This window comes from Accumulibacter sp., from assembly GCF_036625195.1.
Lineage (GTDB): Bacteria > Pseudomonadota > Gammaproteobacteria > Burkholderiales > Rhodocyclaceae > Accumulibacter.
Window position 1 is genome coordinate 220983 of sequence record NZ_JAZKUG010000001.1, and the last position, 16258, is coordinate 237240.

The following is a 16258-nucleotide window of genomic DNA, read 5'->3' on the forward strand; positions in this document are numbered from 1 at the left end:
CCCTCGGCTATCCTAGACTGCCGGCTCGAGACAACCCGACTGGAGCCCAGCCATGCAGATCAGCATTCACGCCAGGAACATCGATGCCGATGCCGCTGTGCGCGAACACGTGCAGCGTCGCCTGCACTTCGCCCTCGGTTGGGCGCAGCAGCACCTCGGTCGGGTGTCGGTCGTCCTCTGCGACCTCAACGGTCCCCGTGGCGGCGCGGACAAGTGCTGCCGATTGCGTTGCGCTCTGCCCGGCACGCCGGAGATGGTCATCGAGGACACGCAGGCCGACCTGGCAACGGCCATCGACCGGGTCGCCGACCGTGCCGGGCGAACGCTGGCGCGGCGGCTTGCGCGAGAACGCGATGGTCGCCACACGCGTGCTCGCCCGACAGTGCCGGACGACGAACTGCGGCCGGCGCCAGCAAGCGGTGCGACCGCGACCGCAGTCCGCGAGAACCGTGGGCAGTAGTGAAACGGATGCAGGCTGCTGCGCGCAGTGGAAAGCGCCGCATGGCGCTGCGATCGTCCGCCCCTCTTGAAGAACGGCTTCTCGTCGCCATTTCTACGCCACAATGTCCGGTATGCTGCGGGGCCTGCGCTTCATCCACACCGCCACAGCCGCCCTCTTGTCCTTGGAGGTTTGACTCATGAAACGAATCGTTCTGCTCGTCGCCACCAACCTGGCGATCATGCTGGTGCTCGGCACCGTCGTCACACTGACGGGGGCCAACCGGTTCTTTGCCGACAGCGGCCTCGACCTCGGCAAGCTGCTGTTGTTCGCCTTCATCATGGGCTTTGGAGGCGCCTTCATCTCGCTGCTGATGTCGAAGACCATTGCCAAACGGAGCACCGGTGCCCAGGTCATCGACACACCGGGCAATTCGACCGAGTTCTGGCTGGTCGAGACGGTTCGCCGGTTTGCCGACAAGGCCGGTCTGCCGATGCCGGAAGTGGCGATCTACGAGGGAGAGCCGAATGCGTTCGCCACCGGCGCGAGTCGTGGCAGTTCGCTGGTTGCCGTGTCGACCGGCCTGCTGCAGAGCATGACACGCGAAGAAGCGGAGGCCGTGATTGCGCATGAAGTGGCACACATCGCGAATGGCGACATGGTGACGCTGACCCTGATCCAGGGCGTGGTCAACACTTTCGTCTTCTTCGTCGCCCGCGTCGTCGGCTGGCTGGTCGATTCGTTCCTGCGCCGGGGCAGCAGCGAGGACAGCGGCCCGGGGCTCGGCTATGCCATCACCGTCTTCGTCTGCGACATCGTCTTCGGCATTCTGGCGAGCATCATCGTCATGTATTTTTCGCGCCAGCGCGAGTTCCGCGCCGACGCCGGCGCCGCCCAGTTGATGGGCACGCCGCGACCGATGATGGCGGCGCTGCGCCGCCTGGGTGGCATCGATTCCGGCGACCTGCCGAAGAACATCGCCACCGCCGGCATCACCGATCGCCCGGGCTGGATGGCTCTGTTCTCCAGCCATCCGCCGATCGCTGAGCGAATCGCCGCGCTGGAAAACGCCCGCTGAGCAGCGAATCCGGCAAGTTGCCGGGCTTCGGCCCGGCAGTGGCTGACGCTAGACATGTGCAAACCGAAGGATCGGCCGGCGTCGGTTCAGGCGTGACGGCTGCCGGCGCCACCGGAACCTGACGGGCAATGCGAGCAAGCCGGCAGGGCGGGGATCAGCGAACGGAGTGCCCGTCCTGCCGCGTGGTCCGCCCGGCCGCCGCAGGTACCCCTGCCGCATCCCGTCTCGATTGGCTCGCGATCACCTGCGCGCCCGAGCCGGCACCAGTTGACGCCGGCACGCGTCCTCAGTCGCCACCCTGCCGCCAGGGCTCCGGCTTGCCGAAAAAGTAGCCCTGAGCGTAGTCGACCCCGAGTTGGCACAGGCGATCGACGATTTCCCGGTTCTCGACGTATTCGGCGATCGTCCGCAAGCCGAGCGCGTGGCTCATCTGGTTGATCGCTGCGACCAGCGCTTCATCGTGTGCGCTCGAGCACATGTCCTTGACAAAGCTGCCGTCGATCTTGAGAAAGTCCACCGGCAGGGTCTTCAGGTAGTGGAAGGAAGACAGCCCACTGCCGAAGTCATCGAGCGCCAGCTGGCAGCCGTGGCGCTTGAGGGCGGCCATCACGCCAAGCGCTGGCCGCAGGTTCTGGATGGCTGCCGTCTCGGTGATCTCGAAACAGGCGCGCTCGGCGGGAAACGAGAATTCGGCGAGTTGGGACTCGATGAACTGCAGCAGACTCTCATCGCTCAACGAATTGCCCGACAGGTTGATCGCCAGGGTTGCGCCGGTCGTGCCGATCCCCTGCGCATACTCCTGGAATGCTCGCCTGATCACCCAGCGGTCGATCGCACCCATGAGTCCGAAGCGCTCGGCGGCCGGAATGAACACCGCCGGCAAGACCAGTTCGCCCTGCCGGCCCGGATAGACTTCATGCACGACACGAAGCAACGCTTCGTAGCGAACGATGCGGAACCCCGACCCGGCGAGCCCAACGATCGGCTGGTAATGCAGGCGGAAAAGCCCACGCTCGAGAGCGTCCCGCAGACCGGCCGCGCCCAGCAACTCGCTGTGGCGCTGTACGGTCTCGGTATCACCTGACTGGTAGACATGAACCCGGTTGCGGCCAAGTTCCTTGGCCGTATAGCAGGCGACGTCGGCGCGCGTCAGCAGTTCTGCGGTATCCTGGGTTTCGGCGGTGATCGGCACCAGGCCAATGCTGGCGCCGACCTGGTAACTCCGCCCCTCCCAGCTGAAGCTGTGCTGGCGAAGCGTGCGCAGCGCCGCCTGGGCGACGACATGGCCACGTTCCAGCGGGCAGTTCTCCTGCAGCAGGGCAAATTCATCGCCGCCGATCCGTGCCAGCGTATCGCTTTCGCGGAAGCTGCCCGCAAGCAGCGCGTTGATCTGTTTCAGCAGCTCGTCGCCCGCGGCGTGCCCGGCCGTGTCGTTGACCACCTTGAACTGGTCGAGATCGATGTAACAAAGGACATGCCGGGCCCCCTCATCCTGCGCCGATGACACTGCCCGCTCGAGTCGCCGCTCGAACTCCGCGCGGTTGATCAGTCCGGTCAGCGCGTCGTGGGTCGCATCGTGGGCCAGTTGGCGAGCCAACTGGCGAGTCTCGGTGACATTGTGGAAGACCAGGACGACACCCTGCAGCCCGCCATCCCCGCGAGGAATCGGTGCCGCCGAGTCGTTGATGTCGTACTCCCGCCCGTCCCTCGCCAACAGGACGCAATGGCCGGGCAGCGAGACGATCCGCTTCTCGGCCAGGCAACGCTGGATCGGATCCCTGGCCGGCACCCGCGTGTCCTCGTGCACGACGCGAAAGACATCTGCCGCCGGCCGACCGCGGGCATCTGCCAAGGCCCAGCCGCTCAGGCTCTCGGCCACCGGATTCATGTAGTCTATCCTGCCTTCTGCGTCTGTCGTGATGACCGCATCACCGATCGAGTCCAGGGTCACCTGCACCCTTTCCTTGGCCTCGAGAAGTCGCCGTTCCGCACGCTTGCGATCAGTGACGTCGATACTGACGCCGACCAGTTGCTCGACCGCCCCGCCGGCATCCTTCAGCGGCACCTTGATCGTGTGGAACCAGCGCTCCTCACCGCTGCGGCCGATGAAACCGATTTCCCGCTCGATGCGTTCCTGGCGGCCGGCAGCGATCTCTTCATCATCGCCTTCCAGGGCCTGCAGCAACAGCGCGTCGCTGACGAAATCCGCCTGCAGTCTGCCGACCATCTGCGCGGGCGTCTGCCGGAAGCGCTCCGCCAGACTCTGGTTGGCGAGGCGGATCCGGCCCTCGCGGTCGACGACGAAGATGAAGTGCGGGCTGGCGTCGATGACGGTGCGGAGAAAGGCGCGCTGCGCCTCGATCTCGTCCTGCGCCCGCAGCAGGCGCTCGACCAGCTTGACGTTGCGGAAACAGGCAGCAATGTTGGCGACGAAGACGTCGAGCAAGGTGCGGTCGATGGTCTCCAGCATCTGCCCTCCGTCGAGGAAGATGGCCGCCTCCTGGCTCGGCGCCGCCTGCAGGTAGAGAACGGCATGATCCACGCCGAAGACGTGCCTGCGACGCGCCAAGCTACTCATGATGGCCGCAACGATGCGCTGGTCGGCCAGCGTCTCCAGCGGCTGCGCGATGCAACCCGCGTGGCGGCCGGTAGCGCCAACGACGTAACAGCGTTCGCGGTCGTCACCGAGGGGTGACCCCTTCTGACTGCAGACGATCCCATCCACGGGCAACCTGAGCAGTGCCGCGAGCTGGGTCAAAACGCCTTCGGCCAGGTTGGCAATGGCGTGTTCCTGCATCAGGTCCGCCGCTGCCCGCACGATCAGCTCGAGACCGCGGCGATGCTCGGCGAGGGCATGCAGCTGCTGGTAGGAGCGCAGCGCAGAACTGACGGTCGTGATCAGCCTGGTATGCGTCAGCTCCCCCTTGGTGCGATAGTCATTGATGTCGTATTCCTGAATCACCGTCAGTTCGGGCGCGTAGCCCGGCTCACCGGTACGCAGGATCAGGCGGCACTCGGCGAGGCCGAGCTCATCGCGGATGAAACCGACCAGATCGAGACCGGCCTGGACCGTCTCCATCACCACGTCGAGCAGGACCACGGCCACGTCGAGGTTGTCGCGCAACAACGCCCGCGCCGCGGCGGCGCTGCTGGCGTGCAGCAAGTGGAGCGGCCGCCCGAAGAGCCGCAGATCGAGCAGCGCGAAGCGGGTGACCGTATGCACCTCAGGGTCGTCGTCGATGACCAGGATCTTCCAGGGGAGAAGCCCGGCAGCCGGCCGCGCGTCGGCGCTTGCCGCGTCCTCGGCCCAGCGCAGCAGGTCGTCCGTCATGCCGCGTATCTCCGCTAACGAAGCCGATAGCCGTAATGGCAGGCGACGCAGGCCGCAGTCAGCGTCGGCAGCGCGGCAACCGTCTGGTCGCGGTCGCCACCGGCAGCAATCCGGGCAAAATCACTCGCCGCCTTGTGGCCATCGATGCCGATGGCGTGCATCGCCGGCGGCATGTGCGGGCCCGGCCGGGCCGCGAAGGGCTGGCTGCGGTGCTTGCCCATCGCCGAGACGCCGAGTTCCCGCTCGGCGACGGCAGCCGCTTCGCGCAGCTGCCCGGCGGCCACCAGGACGAGAATCTCGTTCAGCGCCAAAAGGCTGGCACGCATCTCGCTTCGCAGGTTGGCTTCGGCAGCCGCCGGCATCGGCGCCAGGACGCGAGCATCGTCGGCCGCGTGCGCGCTGCCGACGAGAAGCGCCAGCAGGCCAAAAAGAACCTTCTTCATCCGTTGCCCACTCCGCGCAGCAGAAAATCGATCGCCATGCCGACAAAGACGCTGGCACCAAACCAGTTGTTGTGCCGAAAAGCCCTGAAGCAGTCTGCCGGGTCGCGATACCTGATGAGTGTGAAATGATGGCCGGCTATGCCTGCCGCAACTGCCAGGCCAGCGTAGAACGCCTGACCCAGTCCCACGCCATGGCCGATGACGCCAATCAGCGCCAGAGCGAGTGCGTAGCAGAGCATGACCGCAGCGACGTCGAAACGGCCAAAGGTGATCGCCGAAGTCCGGATGCCGATCTTCAGATCGTCGGCGCGATCGACCATCGCATACTCGGTATCGTAGGCGATCGCCCAGAAGACGTTGGCGAGCAGCAACCACCAGGCCTCGGCGGGCACTTGTCCAAGCTGGGCAGCGTAGGCCATCGGGATGCCAAAGCCGAAAGCAACACCCAGATAGGCTTGCGGAATCGCCAGAAAGCGCTTGGTGAACGGGTAGCTCGCAGCCAGACCGAGGGCCGCCAAGCAGAGGCCGGCCAGTAACCAGCTGCGCAACGGCAACACGAGGACGGCCGCACAGCTGACCAGCGCAGTGAACAGCCAGGATGCCTCGCGCACCGAAACGCGTCCGGCTGCGAGCGGGCGGTTCCGTGTACGCTCGACGTGCGGGTCGAAGTTGCGGTCCGCAAGGTCGTTGATCACGCAACCCGCCGAGCGCATCAAGACCGTGCCGAGGACGAATATCCACACCACCAGCCAGTCGGGTCTCCCCAGAGCCGAGAGCCAAAGCCCCCACAGCGTCGGCCAGAGAAGCAGGAGAATGCCGATCGGCTTGTCGAGCCGCATCAGTCGTTCGTAAAGGTCGGCCCGTTCGCGTAGCCTGAGCGCGGAGAGTTGCATGGCTGACATTCTAACGCCAGTCGCCCCGCAATCCGGCGACGATCTCCTGCAGATGTTCGGGTGTCGCTGCCGCCGGCGCCACCGGGGTGCCCACCGTCAAAGCGATCCGCGAGAAGATGCCGCGCCGCAGAGGCCTGCTCATCGCCGGACCATCCTTGCGACTGAAGAAGCTGCCCCACAGGCCTTGCAGCGCCATCGGGATGACCGGCACCGGCGTGCGCCCGACGATGCGCTGCACGCCGGGCCGGAAGGGGTAGAGCTCGCCGTTATCGGTGATGCGCCCCTCGGGGAAGATGGCGACCAGTTCGCCGGCAGCCAGTGCCTGCGCCACTTCCTCGAAAGCCGCCTCCATCATCGCCGCGTCCTCGCGCGCCGGCGCGATCGGAATCGCGCGCATGTGACGGAAGACGAAACCGATCAGCGGCATGCGATGGATCCGGTGATCCATCACGAAGCGGATCGGCCTGCGGCTGGCAGCGGCGATAACCAGCGGGTCGACGAAGCTGACGTGGTTGCAGATCAGTACCGCTGGCCCCTCTTCCGGAATGTTTCCGATGCCGCTTTGTCGCAGGCGGTAGAAAGAGTGGATCAGCAGCCAGGCGACGAAGCGCAGCATGAACTCCGGAACGAGGCTGTAGATATAGACCGCCACGGCCGCATTGCACAGCGCCGCGACGCCGAACAGCGCCGGGATCGTCAGGCCGTCGCCGAGCAATCCGGCAGCCGCCAGCGAACCGGCGACCATGAACAACGCGTTGAGGATGTTGTTGGCAGCGATGATTCGTGCCCGCTGGTCCACCGGGCTGCGCAACTGGATCAGGGCGTACAGGGGAACAATGAAGAAGCCACCGAAGAGACCGAGTGCAAAGAGGTCGAGCAGCACCCGCCACGTTCCCGCCAGGGCCAGCAGTCCGCTCAGCGACAGCGGAGCCCCGGCCGGAAGCAGCGTCGGCGATGCGAAAGCGATATCGATGCCGAAGAGGGTGAGACCGATCGAGCCGAAAGGCACCAGCCCGATTTCGACCTGACCGGCGGAGAGCCGCTCACAAAGCAGCGAGCCGACGCCGATGCCGACGGTGAATACCGCCAGCAGCAGCGTCACCGAGGCTTCGTCGCCGCCAAGGACGAACCTGGCGTACGCCGGGAACTGCGCCAGGAACAGGGCGCCGTACAGCCAGAACCATGAAATCCCGAGGATCGACAGGAAGACGGTGCGGTTCTGGCGCGCAAAGCCGACGTTGCGCCAAGTCTCGGATATCGGGTTGAGGCTGACCACGAGCTCTGGCGCCGGCGCCGCTGCAGCCGGAATGCCACGGCTGCAAAGGTAACCCACGACGGCGATCAGCAGCCCGGCGATGGCGACCCACGTCGGCTGATGGGCGACACCGGCGAGCAGCCCACCGGCAAGCGTGCCGATCAGGATGGCGACGAAGGTGCCCGCCTCGACCAGCGCATTGCCGCCAACGAGTTCGCTCTCACGCAGATGCTGTGGCAGTATGGCGTACTTGACCGGACCGAAGAGGGTCGAGTGCAGGCCCAACAGAAACAGTGCCGCAAACAGGATCGGCAGGCTGTGGATGGCGAAACCCAGCAGCGCAATGCCCATGATCAGGATCTCGAGCAGTTTCACCAGACGCGCCAGCCGGGCTTTGTCGTACTTGTCGGCGAGCTGGCCGGCAGTTGCCGAGAAAAGAAAGAACGGCAGGATGAATGTTCCGGCAGCGAGATTGGTCAGCACCTCCGGCCGGATCGCCGTCCAGCTCGCCGCCTGGAAAGTCAGCAGGACGACCAGAGCGTTCTTGAAGAGATTGTCGTTGAAGGCGCCGAGGAACTGGGTGGCGAAGAACGGACCGAAGCGACGTGCCTTCAGCAGGCCAAACTGGGAACTCATGCGGGATTCCTTTCTCGCGGAGCGAAGAAGCCGCGCGCCTTGAAGATGTTCAGGGCAAGACGGTGAGCCAGCAACGCCAGAATACAGTGCGCGACGACAACAAGCACGCCGTGGTCGAACGTGCCTCGCAGCCGCTCCGGGTTGCCGAACGCCCGCTGCTCGCTGCAGTCGAGACGACGGGGATCGATCGAGGCCGCCGGCGGGCCCACCGTCAGAGCTGGATCATCGAGCATCGACACGCATCCTGATCGGGCAAAGGGCTTCGTAGGCTATATGCATGATCCGGCGTGCGCAAGCCCCTGCAACTGTCCGGCTCCCTGGCAATGGCATCCCACCGCAGCGGCCGTCGCCGGAACGGATTCCCGGTGTATCGCTCGGATATAATGCTTGCCCGCCGGGTGGGCGAGCGGGCTGCCAGTTGGGCGCGCAGATGACGCATCGGGGACTGCGGCCGCGACCCGGCATTCGCGGCGCGGCGCGAACCCTGACCCCACAGGCGAGTGAGCACTCGAGGGAGGAGCGACATGCAGGCGAACAGGTGGACGATCAGGAAGCGCCTGATCATGATTTCGGTCGTGGCGATCACCGGTTTTGCGGCTCTCGGAGTCGACTCGCTGCGCACACTGCGCAGCAGCATGCTGCAGGACAGAAAGGAGAAGACGCAGGTCCTCGTCGAGGTGGCCGGCGGCGTCATCGCGCGCTTCCATGAGCTGGTTGGCAAGGGTACGCTGAGCGACGACGAGGCGCGCAAGGGAGCGGCCGAGGCCTTGCGTCACATGCGCTACGGCGACGGCGAGTATTTCTTCATCCTCGATACGCAACACCGCTTCGTGATGCATCCGCTGAAGCCGGAACTCGAGGGCGGGAGCGGCGCCGAAATGCGCGACCCGAACGGCAAGGCGCTGATCCAGGAACTGGTGCGCACTGCGCTGGCCAGCGAGCGCGGTGGCCTCGTCGAATACGTGTTTGCCCGCGCCGGCAGCGACAAGCCGGCGCCCAAGATCAGTTACGCCGCCGAGTTCAAGCCCTGGGGTTGGGTTTACGGGACCGGCATTTATGTCGATGATGTCTCTGCCGCGTTCCGCAAGAAGGCCATCGAGTCCCTGAGCATCGTCGCCCTGGCCGTCGGCGTCCTGGTTGCCGTGTCGCTGGCCATTGGCCGCAGCGTGCTGCGTCAGCTTGGCGGCGAGCCCGCGACAGCCTCAGCCATCGCCCGCCGTGTTGCGGCCGGCGACTTGGCGCTGGACATCAATGCCGGAAGTCTCGTTGGCGACAGCCTGATGCGTTCGCTTGCCGAGATGCAGACCCAGCTGCGGGCGATGATTGCCGAGATCGATCGCCTCGCCGGCGTACTCGCCGGCCGCGCCCGCGAGATCGCCGTCGCCACCGGGGAAACGAGCCGCGCCGCCGATGCACAGGCGGATTCGACTGCCACCACGGCAGCGTCGATCGAACAACTGACGGTCAGCATCAACGAGGTCGCGCAAAGCGCCCACGCAAGTGGCGAGAGCTCGGACGAGGTTGCCGGCTGCGCCGAACAGGGTCGACAACTGGTGAGCAGCTCCGCGGCCGAGATCGAGGCGATCGCTGCCATCGTCAGCCGCTCGGCAGCCCAGATCGGTCAACTGGCAGGCCGTTCACGCGAGATCGGCGGCATCGCCGCCGCGATCAAGGAAATCGCTGAACAGACCAACCTCCTGGCCCTCAACGCCGCCATCGAGGCCGCACGTGCAGGTGAGCAAGGGCGGGGTTTTGCCGTCGTTGCCGATGAAGTGCGCAAGCTGGCCGAGAGAACGACGAAGGCCACGAGCGAGATCAGCGCGATGGTCGTCAGCGTCCAGGCCGATACCGAATCGGCTGTGGCAGCCATGAGTGAGGCGGCCCCACAGGTTGCGCGCGGCCTTGACAAGGCGCGCGAGGCGAGCGACGTGCTCGAGGCGATCTTGCGTCAGGCGCACAAGTCGAGCGAGCGCGTGCATGAAGTGGCGGTGGCGACGCGCGAACAGGCGACGGTCGCCGAAGACGTCGCCCGCCACCTGCAGCACATCGCCTCGATGACCGAGGAGACGAGGGCAACCATGCATGCCAATACCGTCGCTGTCACTGAACTGGAACAACTGGCCGGCCGGCTGCGCGAGGTCGTCGCCCGCTTTCGCGTCAGCTGAGCGTCAGCGCAGTGACTGCGGCTGGGCAACCCGCATGCAAGCTGGGCAAACACACCAGTCGTCGGCTCAGGTCGCCGCCAGCCGCCGCGCCAGCCATGCGCCTGCCGCGGCCCGAGACCCTCAGCTGCGCAGCAAGTCCTCGCGGTCGCCCAGCCACCGCTGCAGATGACGCGCAGCCCGGTCCGTACCATCACGCAGCATGCGCGCCGCCATCGACTGTGCCAGTTCGACGAGGTCGGCGTCCCTCTCCAGATCGGCATGGCGCAGCAAGGGTTCCCCCGACTGCCGACTGCCGATGAATTCGCCGGGGCCGCGCAGGCGCAGGTCCTGGCGGGCGATCTCGAAGCCGTCGCTGTGTTCGAAGATGATCTTCAGGCGCGCACGCGCGCTGGCGGAGAGTGGCGGCTGGTAGAGCAGGACACAGACCGAGTCCTGTGCGCCGCGGCCGACACGTCCGCGCAACTGGTGCAGTTGCGCGAGTCCGAAGCGCTCCGCATGCTCGATGACCATGAGGCTGGCGTTGGCCACGTCGACACCCACTTCAATGACCGTCGTCGCCACCAGCAAGTCGATCTCGCCGGCAACGAATGCTGCCATCACCGCCGCCTTCTCCTCACTGCGCAGGCGACCATGGATCAGCCCGATGCGCAGGCCGTCGAGTTCGGCGCCGAGCGCCGCATGCGTGTCGAGCGCCGCCTGCAGATCGACCTTGTCCGATTCTTCAATCAACGGGCAAACCCAGTAGGCCTGCCGACCACCGGCGACCGCAGCGCGCACCGCGGCGACGACCTGCCCACGGCGATCGGCGGAGAACAGGCGGGTCCTCACCGGCGAACGCCCCGCTGGCATCTCGTCGATCAGCGAGACATCGAGATCGGCGTAGTAGCTCATTGCCAGCGTGCGCGGAATCGGCGTCGCCGACATCATCAACTGGTGCGGATTGCCGCCCTTGCGCCGCAACTCGAGGCGCTGCCGGACGCCGAAACGATGTTGCTCGTCCACGATGATCAGCCCGAGACGGGAAAAGTCGATGCTTTCCTGGATCAGCGCATGCGTGCCGACGACCAACTGCGCAGTCGTTGCCGCCTGCTGCCGTCGCTGCCGCTTGAGCTTGCCAGCGAGGCTGCCGGTCAGCCACAGCACCTCGACGGACAGAGGCTCCAGCCAGGTGCGCAACTTCTGGAAGTGTTGCTCGGCGAGGATTTCGGTCGGCGCCATCAGCGCCACCTGATGACCCGCCTCGATCGCCTGACACGCCGCCAGGGCCGCGACGATCGTCTTGCCGCAACCGACATCACCCTGCAGCAGCCTTTGCATCGGGCTGGGCTGCGCCAGATCGCCGGCGATCTCTCCGGCGACCCGGCGCTGCGCGGCGGTCAAGGCGAAGGGCAACGATCGCTCGAGGCGCCGCGCCAGTTGCCCGGCCGCCGGCAGGACGGGCGCACGCTGTCGGCGCCGCGCGAGATAGGCGCGGCGCAGCGACAACTGCTGTGCCAGGAGTTCGTCGAACTTGATGCGTCGCCAGGCGGGATGGCTGCGATCCTGCAGGGTCGATTCGGCGACCGTCGGTGGCGGCGCGTGCAGCAGCGACACTGCCGTGGCAAACGAAGGCAGCGCCTGTGCCCGACACCAGTCCGCGTCGAGCAGTTCGCTGAGATCGGCAGCCTGCAGCGCACGGGCGATCAGCCGCCGCAGCGTCGCTTGGCCGAGACCGGCGGTCGTCGGGTAGACGGGTGTCAGTGACTGCGCCAGAGGCTCACCGACGGCGACGATTCGATAGCGGGGATGGATCATCTCGGGTCCGTGAAAGCCATCCCGGATTTCGCCGAAGACGCGCAACCTGCTGCCTGCGGCACAGGCCGCTTCGAGCGCCCGCTGCTGGCTGCCGTAGAAGCTGATGAAGCGCAGGACGAGAATGCCGCCGCTCGCGTCACCAACCCGAACCACGAGCTGACGGTGGGGCTCCCGTCCGACGGCAAGATCGAGCACCTCTGCCTCGACGAGCAGCGGTACCCCCGTTGGCGCCCCGGCGATGGCGGTGACGCGCGTCTCGTCTTCGTAACGCAACGGCAGATGCAGGACCAGGTCCGCAGGCCGCTCCAGGCCGAGCTTGCGGAGCCGGTTGCGGATCGCTGGCGGAGCATCGATCGCATCCGCCGCCGACATCAGCCGCCGATGACCATGATGGCGTCCGCCTCGACCCGAGCGCCGCGTGGCAGCGCGGCGACGCCAACCGCGGCACGGGCCGGAAAGGGCGCAACGAAATAGCGGCCCATCACCTCGTTCACCGTCGCAAAGTCGACGAGATCGGTGAGGTAGACGTTGAGCTTGACGACATCGGCCAACGAGCCGCCGGCAGCCTCCGCAACCGCCTTCAGGTTGTCGAAGACGCGAACGATCTGCGCGTCGATCTCCTCAGCCAGCTTCATCGTCTCCGGGTCCAGGCCGATCTGCCCGGAGAGGTAGACGGTGTCGCCGGCGCGCACCGCCTGCGAGTACGTGCCAATCGCTGCCGGCGCCAGCGGCGTCGAGATGATCGCTCTTTTCATGCTGCGGTCCTCCACCACGTGTCGGGTTGAAAGCGGGGATGATAAACCGCCGACAACGAGAGGACCATCGTCACGATCGATGCACCGGCACCCATTCCGTGTTGCATGAAAGCGACACTCGACGTAACCATCTGAAACATCGGCCGCAGTTCGTGTGTCGTTCGTGTGTACAATCCCACGAGCGGTGCATGGAGCAGAGGCCGGGGCATGGCCACCGTCGATGATTCTTCTTTGGGGAGACTTGGGAATGTTGAAGAGCAGGCTTTTTGCGGTTCGAACGATACCGGCGCTGATCGCCGTGTCCTTGTCGGGTTATGCGGGTGCCTCGGGCTTCCAGTTGATGGAGCAGAATGCCAGTGGCCTCGGCGTCGCCTTTGCCGGATCGGCAGCGGTGGCGGAAGACGCCAGCACCATTTTCTGGAACCCTGCCGGAATGGCCTATTTGCCGAAGGGGAAGATGCAGGTCGTCGGCGTCCTGAGCGCCATTAACCCGTCGGCAAAGTTCAGCAACGACGGTTCGATCAACCCGGTCGGGATTTATGGCGCTGCGGGCAACGGTGGTGACGCGGGTGGCTGGGCCTTTGTCCCGGCGATGTATTTCGCCATGCCGATCAACGATCAGATCAGCCTGGGCCTCGGCATCAATGCCCCCTTTGGACTGGCCACCGAGTATGACAAGGGCTGGACTGGCCGCTTCCGCGCCCTCAACTCGGACGTCCAGACGATGAACATCAACCCGTCGATCTCGTTCAAGCCGAACGAAGCCTGGTCTTTCGGCCTCGGCTTCAGCGCACAGAAGCTCGACGGTACCTTCAGCAACAATGTCAACGCCAGCGGTGCCCTCTGTGCCGGGTTGGGCGCTCCGGCCTTGTGCGGCCCGGCGGGGGCGCTCCGCAACCTGGAGAGCTGGGCGAGGATCAACGGCGACGACTGGGGCTGGGGTTACAATCTGGGCGCCATGTTCCAGCCCTCTCCGTCGACCAGGGTCGGTTTGTCGTATCGCTCGGCGATCGACTTCAAGGTCACCGGTGACGTGAAATTCTGGCGACCGACCGTCACCACCCTGACACCCGGCGGCAACGCTGCCGCCAACGCGGCACTTGCCCGCGGACTTTACAACGGCAACGTCAAGGCCGACATCAAACTGCCCGACACCGCCATTCTGAGCGCCTGGCAGCGCCTCAGCGACCGCTGGGAAATGATGGGTGACATCTCCTGGACCGGCTGGGCAAAGATCCAGGATCTGACGTTCGTCCGTACTGATGGCGCCGCTGCCGGAAGCACGCTGTCGAGTACCGAGGAAAACTGGCGCAACACTTGGCGGGTGGCGCTCGGCGGTGCTTATCAATTCAACGACCAGTGGAAGCTGCGTGCCGGCATCGCCTACGACCAGTCGCCGGTGGACAGCTCGGAGTACCGCACGCCGCGGCTGCCCGACAACGACCGTACCTGGCTGGCAATCGGTGCGCAGTACAAGCCCACCAAGGATCTGGTGTTCGATGCCGGTTACACGTACATCTGGGTCAAGGACTCCTCGATCAACGACAGCGGCGGCATGAACGCGACCCAGGCAGCCAACGTGGCGTCCTACGGCTGGCTCAAGGGCAACTACAGCAACAACGTGAACGTCCTTGCCGTACAGGCCAGCTACAGTTTCTAGCCATTCTGGAACCGCGACCGCCGGAGCCGTCGCGGTTTTTTTCGCCCGCAGATTGCTGCCCGCGACGCGCAGCGCCGGCCCTTCACGGCCGGTACCCGGCTTTGCCGACCTTCTCCCGTCATGACGACACCAGTCATCACCAACCTCGAAAAGCTGCTTGGTGGGCCGCGCGACGGCGCCCTCCTGCGCTACGCGCTGGGCAACGAGCATCTGCGGGCAGGCGACTTTGCGCAGGCGGCAGTCCGCCTGCGTGAAGCGGTCGAACGCGACGCCGGATACTCGGCAGCGTGGAAGCTGCTCGGCAAGGCGCTCGCCGAAGGCGGTCAGGGCAACGAAGCGCTGGCTGCGTACGAACAGGGGATCGCCGTTGCCGAAGCGCGGGGCGACATCCAGGCCGCGCGCGAAATGAGCGTCTTTGCCCGCCGCCTGCGCCGCCAGCTACCGGCAGCAGAACACTGAGCGGCTATGGCTTGCCGCCGTGGCTTGGCACGATGACGGCGTCGACGCCACGCTTCTGTATTTCCCGGCGCGCTGCCTCGGCCTCGCTGCGCGTCCGGAACGGGCCCACCTGCAGGCGGGTTTCGACGCTTGCCGGAATGCCAGCCTGAGCCAGACTGGCCTGCAGTTCCTCGGCGCGGCGCCAGTCGGGCAGGAAGCTGGTCTGCAGTGTGGGTCCCGACGGCGGCCGCGATGCTGCAGCGGCTGCGGCGGCCGGCGTTTCGTCGGCGAGGACACCGCCTGGCGACGCCGCGTCGGCCACCGCCAGCGAAGCTTCGATTGCCGCACCGCTGGCCTGTGGTTCGGCAATCAGCGGCACCACCGCCGGTGTCTCGGCAGCGGGCAGGACGGCAGGCAGGGGCGTCGACTCCTTCTTCCTCACCGGGACGGGTTCGGTGTAGGGCGGGCCGGAGTTCGCCGCTTCTTCGGACGGCGCCAGGTCATCCAGCAATGGCAACGCCGCCGACAGGAGCACGATCAGCAACCCCGCAAGACCAATCCGTCGACGCAACTGGCGTTCAATCGCCGCCTTTCCCTCGTCTACTGCCACGGCCCGGCCGAGCTGCGCCGTCGCTTTCGCGGCACGTCCGACCGGGTTGCTGCGCAGTCTCATGGTCATCGACCGTCTTTCTGCGGACTAGAGGCCATCACGCCGATTGCGCGCCAGCGCGACAACCAGATCGGCCTCGGCGCGTGCAATGCCGCAGCGATGCGCGATGGCGGTGGCGTCATGGCCCTGAATCGCCATCTGCATGGCATCGTTGTACAGCGGCGGCGCGCTCGGCGCCGTCCCCTTCGCCGCCTGCCGGAAATCCTCTCGTGCAGCAAGGACTTCGGCACGCAACTCATCGACCTCACAACGCAACCGATAGACGTCGCGCTGCAGGGCATCGATCACTTCCTGGCCGGGAATCTGGGGCGGCGGCTCGTTCCAGGGAAAGCTGGGTTTAGCCGCATCGGCGCGCACTGCGGCTGCGGGTTCTGCAGCCGCCGCCGGCAGTGCGTCCGCAGGTTGCTGCGGCACCGCCGAACGATCCTGCACCGACGGTGCGCCCGACTCGGATTCCTGGATGGCCGTGTAAGCGGCCACTGCCGACTGCCCTGCCGGGGACGGCATGGCCACCGCGGAATCCCGCAGGCGACGCATGCGGACAAAGAGAACGACGATGTACAGGACAAGCAAGACGATGATCGCGATCAGGCCTTCTCGCCAGCCCAACCTGCCCAGTAGATCGAGATCCATGGCGCGCCTCATGTCGGTATCCGACCGACATTATGCCAGACTCCGCCGCACGGCCCGGCCTGTGCATT

Annotated in this window: 14 protein-coding genes; 5 read left to right on the top strand and 9 right to left on the bottom strand. The window is 66.0% G+C overall.

What is annotated here, in order from left to right:
* The first annotated feature begins 52 nt into the window (after nt 1-52).
* A complete protein-coding gene (locus V5B60_RS01010; protein WP_332345196.1) occupies nt 53-460 on the top strand; it encodes an HPF/RaiA family ribosome-associated protein in 408 nt (135 codons plus the stop codon).
* A 178-nt stretch (nt 461-638) separates the two neighbouring features.
* Entirely contained in the window at nt 639-1517 is an 879-nt protein-coding gene (gene htpX, locus V5B60_RS01015) for a protease HtpX (RefSeq protein ID WP_332345197.1), read from the top strand.
* A 286-nt stretch (nt 1518-1803) separates the two neighbouring features.
* Here the strand turns inward: htpX and V5B60_RS01020 are convergent, their stop codons facing one another.
* Genes V5B60_RS01020 through V5B60_RS01040 form a run of 5 tightly spaced genes read right to left on the bottom strand, consistent with a single transcriptional unit; the run spans nt 1804 to nt 8308 of the window.
* On the bottom strand, nt 1804-4848 hold the full coding sequence (locus tag V5B60_RS01020) for an EAL domain-containing protein (RefSeq protein WP_332345198.1): 3045 nt from the start codon (nt 4846-4848) through the stop codon (nt 1804-1806).
* 14 nt (nt 4849-4862) lie between these two features.
* On the bottom strand, nt 4863-5291 hold the full coding sequence (locus tag V5B60_RS01025) for a cytochrome C (RefSeq protein ID WP_332345199.1): 429 nt from the start codon (nt 5289-5291) through the stop codon (nt 4863-4865).
* Entirely contained in the window at nt 5288-6184 is an 897-nt protein-coding gene (ubiA, locus tag V5B60_RS01030; RefSeq protein ID WP_332345200.1) for a 4-hydroxybenzoate octaprenyltransferase, read from the bottom strand. Before ubiA ends, V5B60_RS01025 begins: the two co-directional genes overlap by 4 nt.
* A gap of 10 nt (nt 6185-6194) precedes the next feature.
* Nucleotides 6195-8075, bottom strand: a complete 1881-nt coding sequence (locus V5B60_RS01035) for an MFS transporter (RefSeq protein WP_332345201.1) — start codon at nt 8073-8075, stop codon at nt 6195-6197.
* Nucleotides 8072-8308 (bottom strand): hypothetical protein, encoded by a 237-nt coding sequence (locus tag V5B60_RS01040; protein ID WP_332345202.1) that lies wholly within the window; start codon nt 8306-8308, stop codon nt 8072-8074. Before V5B60_RS01040 ends, V5B60_RS01035 begins: the two co-directional genes overlap by 4 nt.
* Before the next feature lie 291 nt (nt 8309-8599).
* Here V5B60_RS01040 and V5B60_RS01045 point away from each other — a divergent pair, with 291 nt between their 5' ends.
* Nucleotides 8600-10240, top strand: coding sequence for a methyl-accepting chemotaxis protein (locus tag V5B60_RS01045; protein WP_332345203.1), 1641 nt, complete (start codon nt 8600-8602; stop codon nt 10238-10240).
* A 120-nt stretch (nt 10241-10360) separates the two neighbouring features.
* Here V5B60_RS01045 and recG read toward each other — a convergent pair whose 3' ends face one another.
* Together recG and V5B60_RS01055 are read right to left on the bottom strand one after the other, a co-directional pair.
* Nucleotides 10361-12406, bottom strand: a complete 2046-nt coding sequence (gene recG / locus V5B60_RS01050) for an ATP-dependent DNA helicase RecG (RefSeq protein WP_332345204.1) — start codon at nt 12404-12406, stop codon at nt 10361-10363.
* Complete coding sequence (locus tag V5B60_RS01055) at nt 12406-12789, bottom strand: RidA family protein (RefSeq protein ID WP_332345205.1); 384 nt, start codon at nt 12787-12789, stop codon at nt 12406-12408. The genes recG and V5B60_RS01055 overlap by 1 nt, the downstream gene beginning before the upstream one ends.
* A 247-nt stretch (nt 12790-13036) precedes the next feature.
* Between V5B60_RS01055 and V5B60_RS01060 the strand changes: the two genes are divergently transcribed.
* Both V5B60_RS01060 and V5B60_RS01065 read left to right on the top strand, forming a co-directional pair.
* Nucleotides 13037-14449 (top strand): OmpP1/FadL family transporter, encoded by a 1413-nt coding sequence (locus V5B60_RS01060; RefSeq protein ID WP_332345206.1) that lies wholly within the window; start codon nt 13037-13039, stop codon nt 14447-14449.
* A 120-nt stretch (nt 14450-14569) separates the two neighbouring features.
* Nucleotides 14570-14908 carry a tetratricopeptide repeat protein gene (locus V5B60_RS01065; RefSeq protein WP_332345207.1) on the top strand — a complete coding sequence of 113 codons (339 nt, stop codon included), beginning with the start codon at nt 14570-14572 and terminating at the stop codon, nt 14906-14908.
* 4 nt (nt 14909-14912) lie between these two features.
* On the opposite strand, the gene V5B60_RS01070 is transcribed toward V5B60_RS01065, so the two are convergent.
* Both V5B60_RS01070 and V5B60_RS01075 read right to left on the bottom strand, forming a co-directional pair.
* Nucleotides 14913-15566, bottom strand: coding sequence for an SPOR domain-containing protein (locus V5B60_RS01070; RefSeq protein WP_332345208.1), 654 nt, complete (start codon nt 15564-15566; stop codon nt 14913-14915).
* Nucleotides 15567-15584: 18 nt separating this feature from the next.
* The gene (locus V5B60_RS01075; RefSeq protein WP_332345209.1) at nt 15585-16202 is read right to left on the bottom strand and encodes a DUF2802 domain-containing protein; all 618 of its coding nucleotides are present in this window, start codon (nt 16200-16202) and stop codon (nt 15585-15587) included.
* Nucleotides 16203-16258 lie beyond the last annotated feature (56 nt).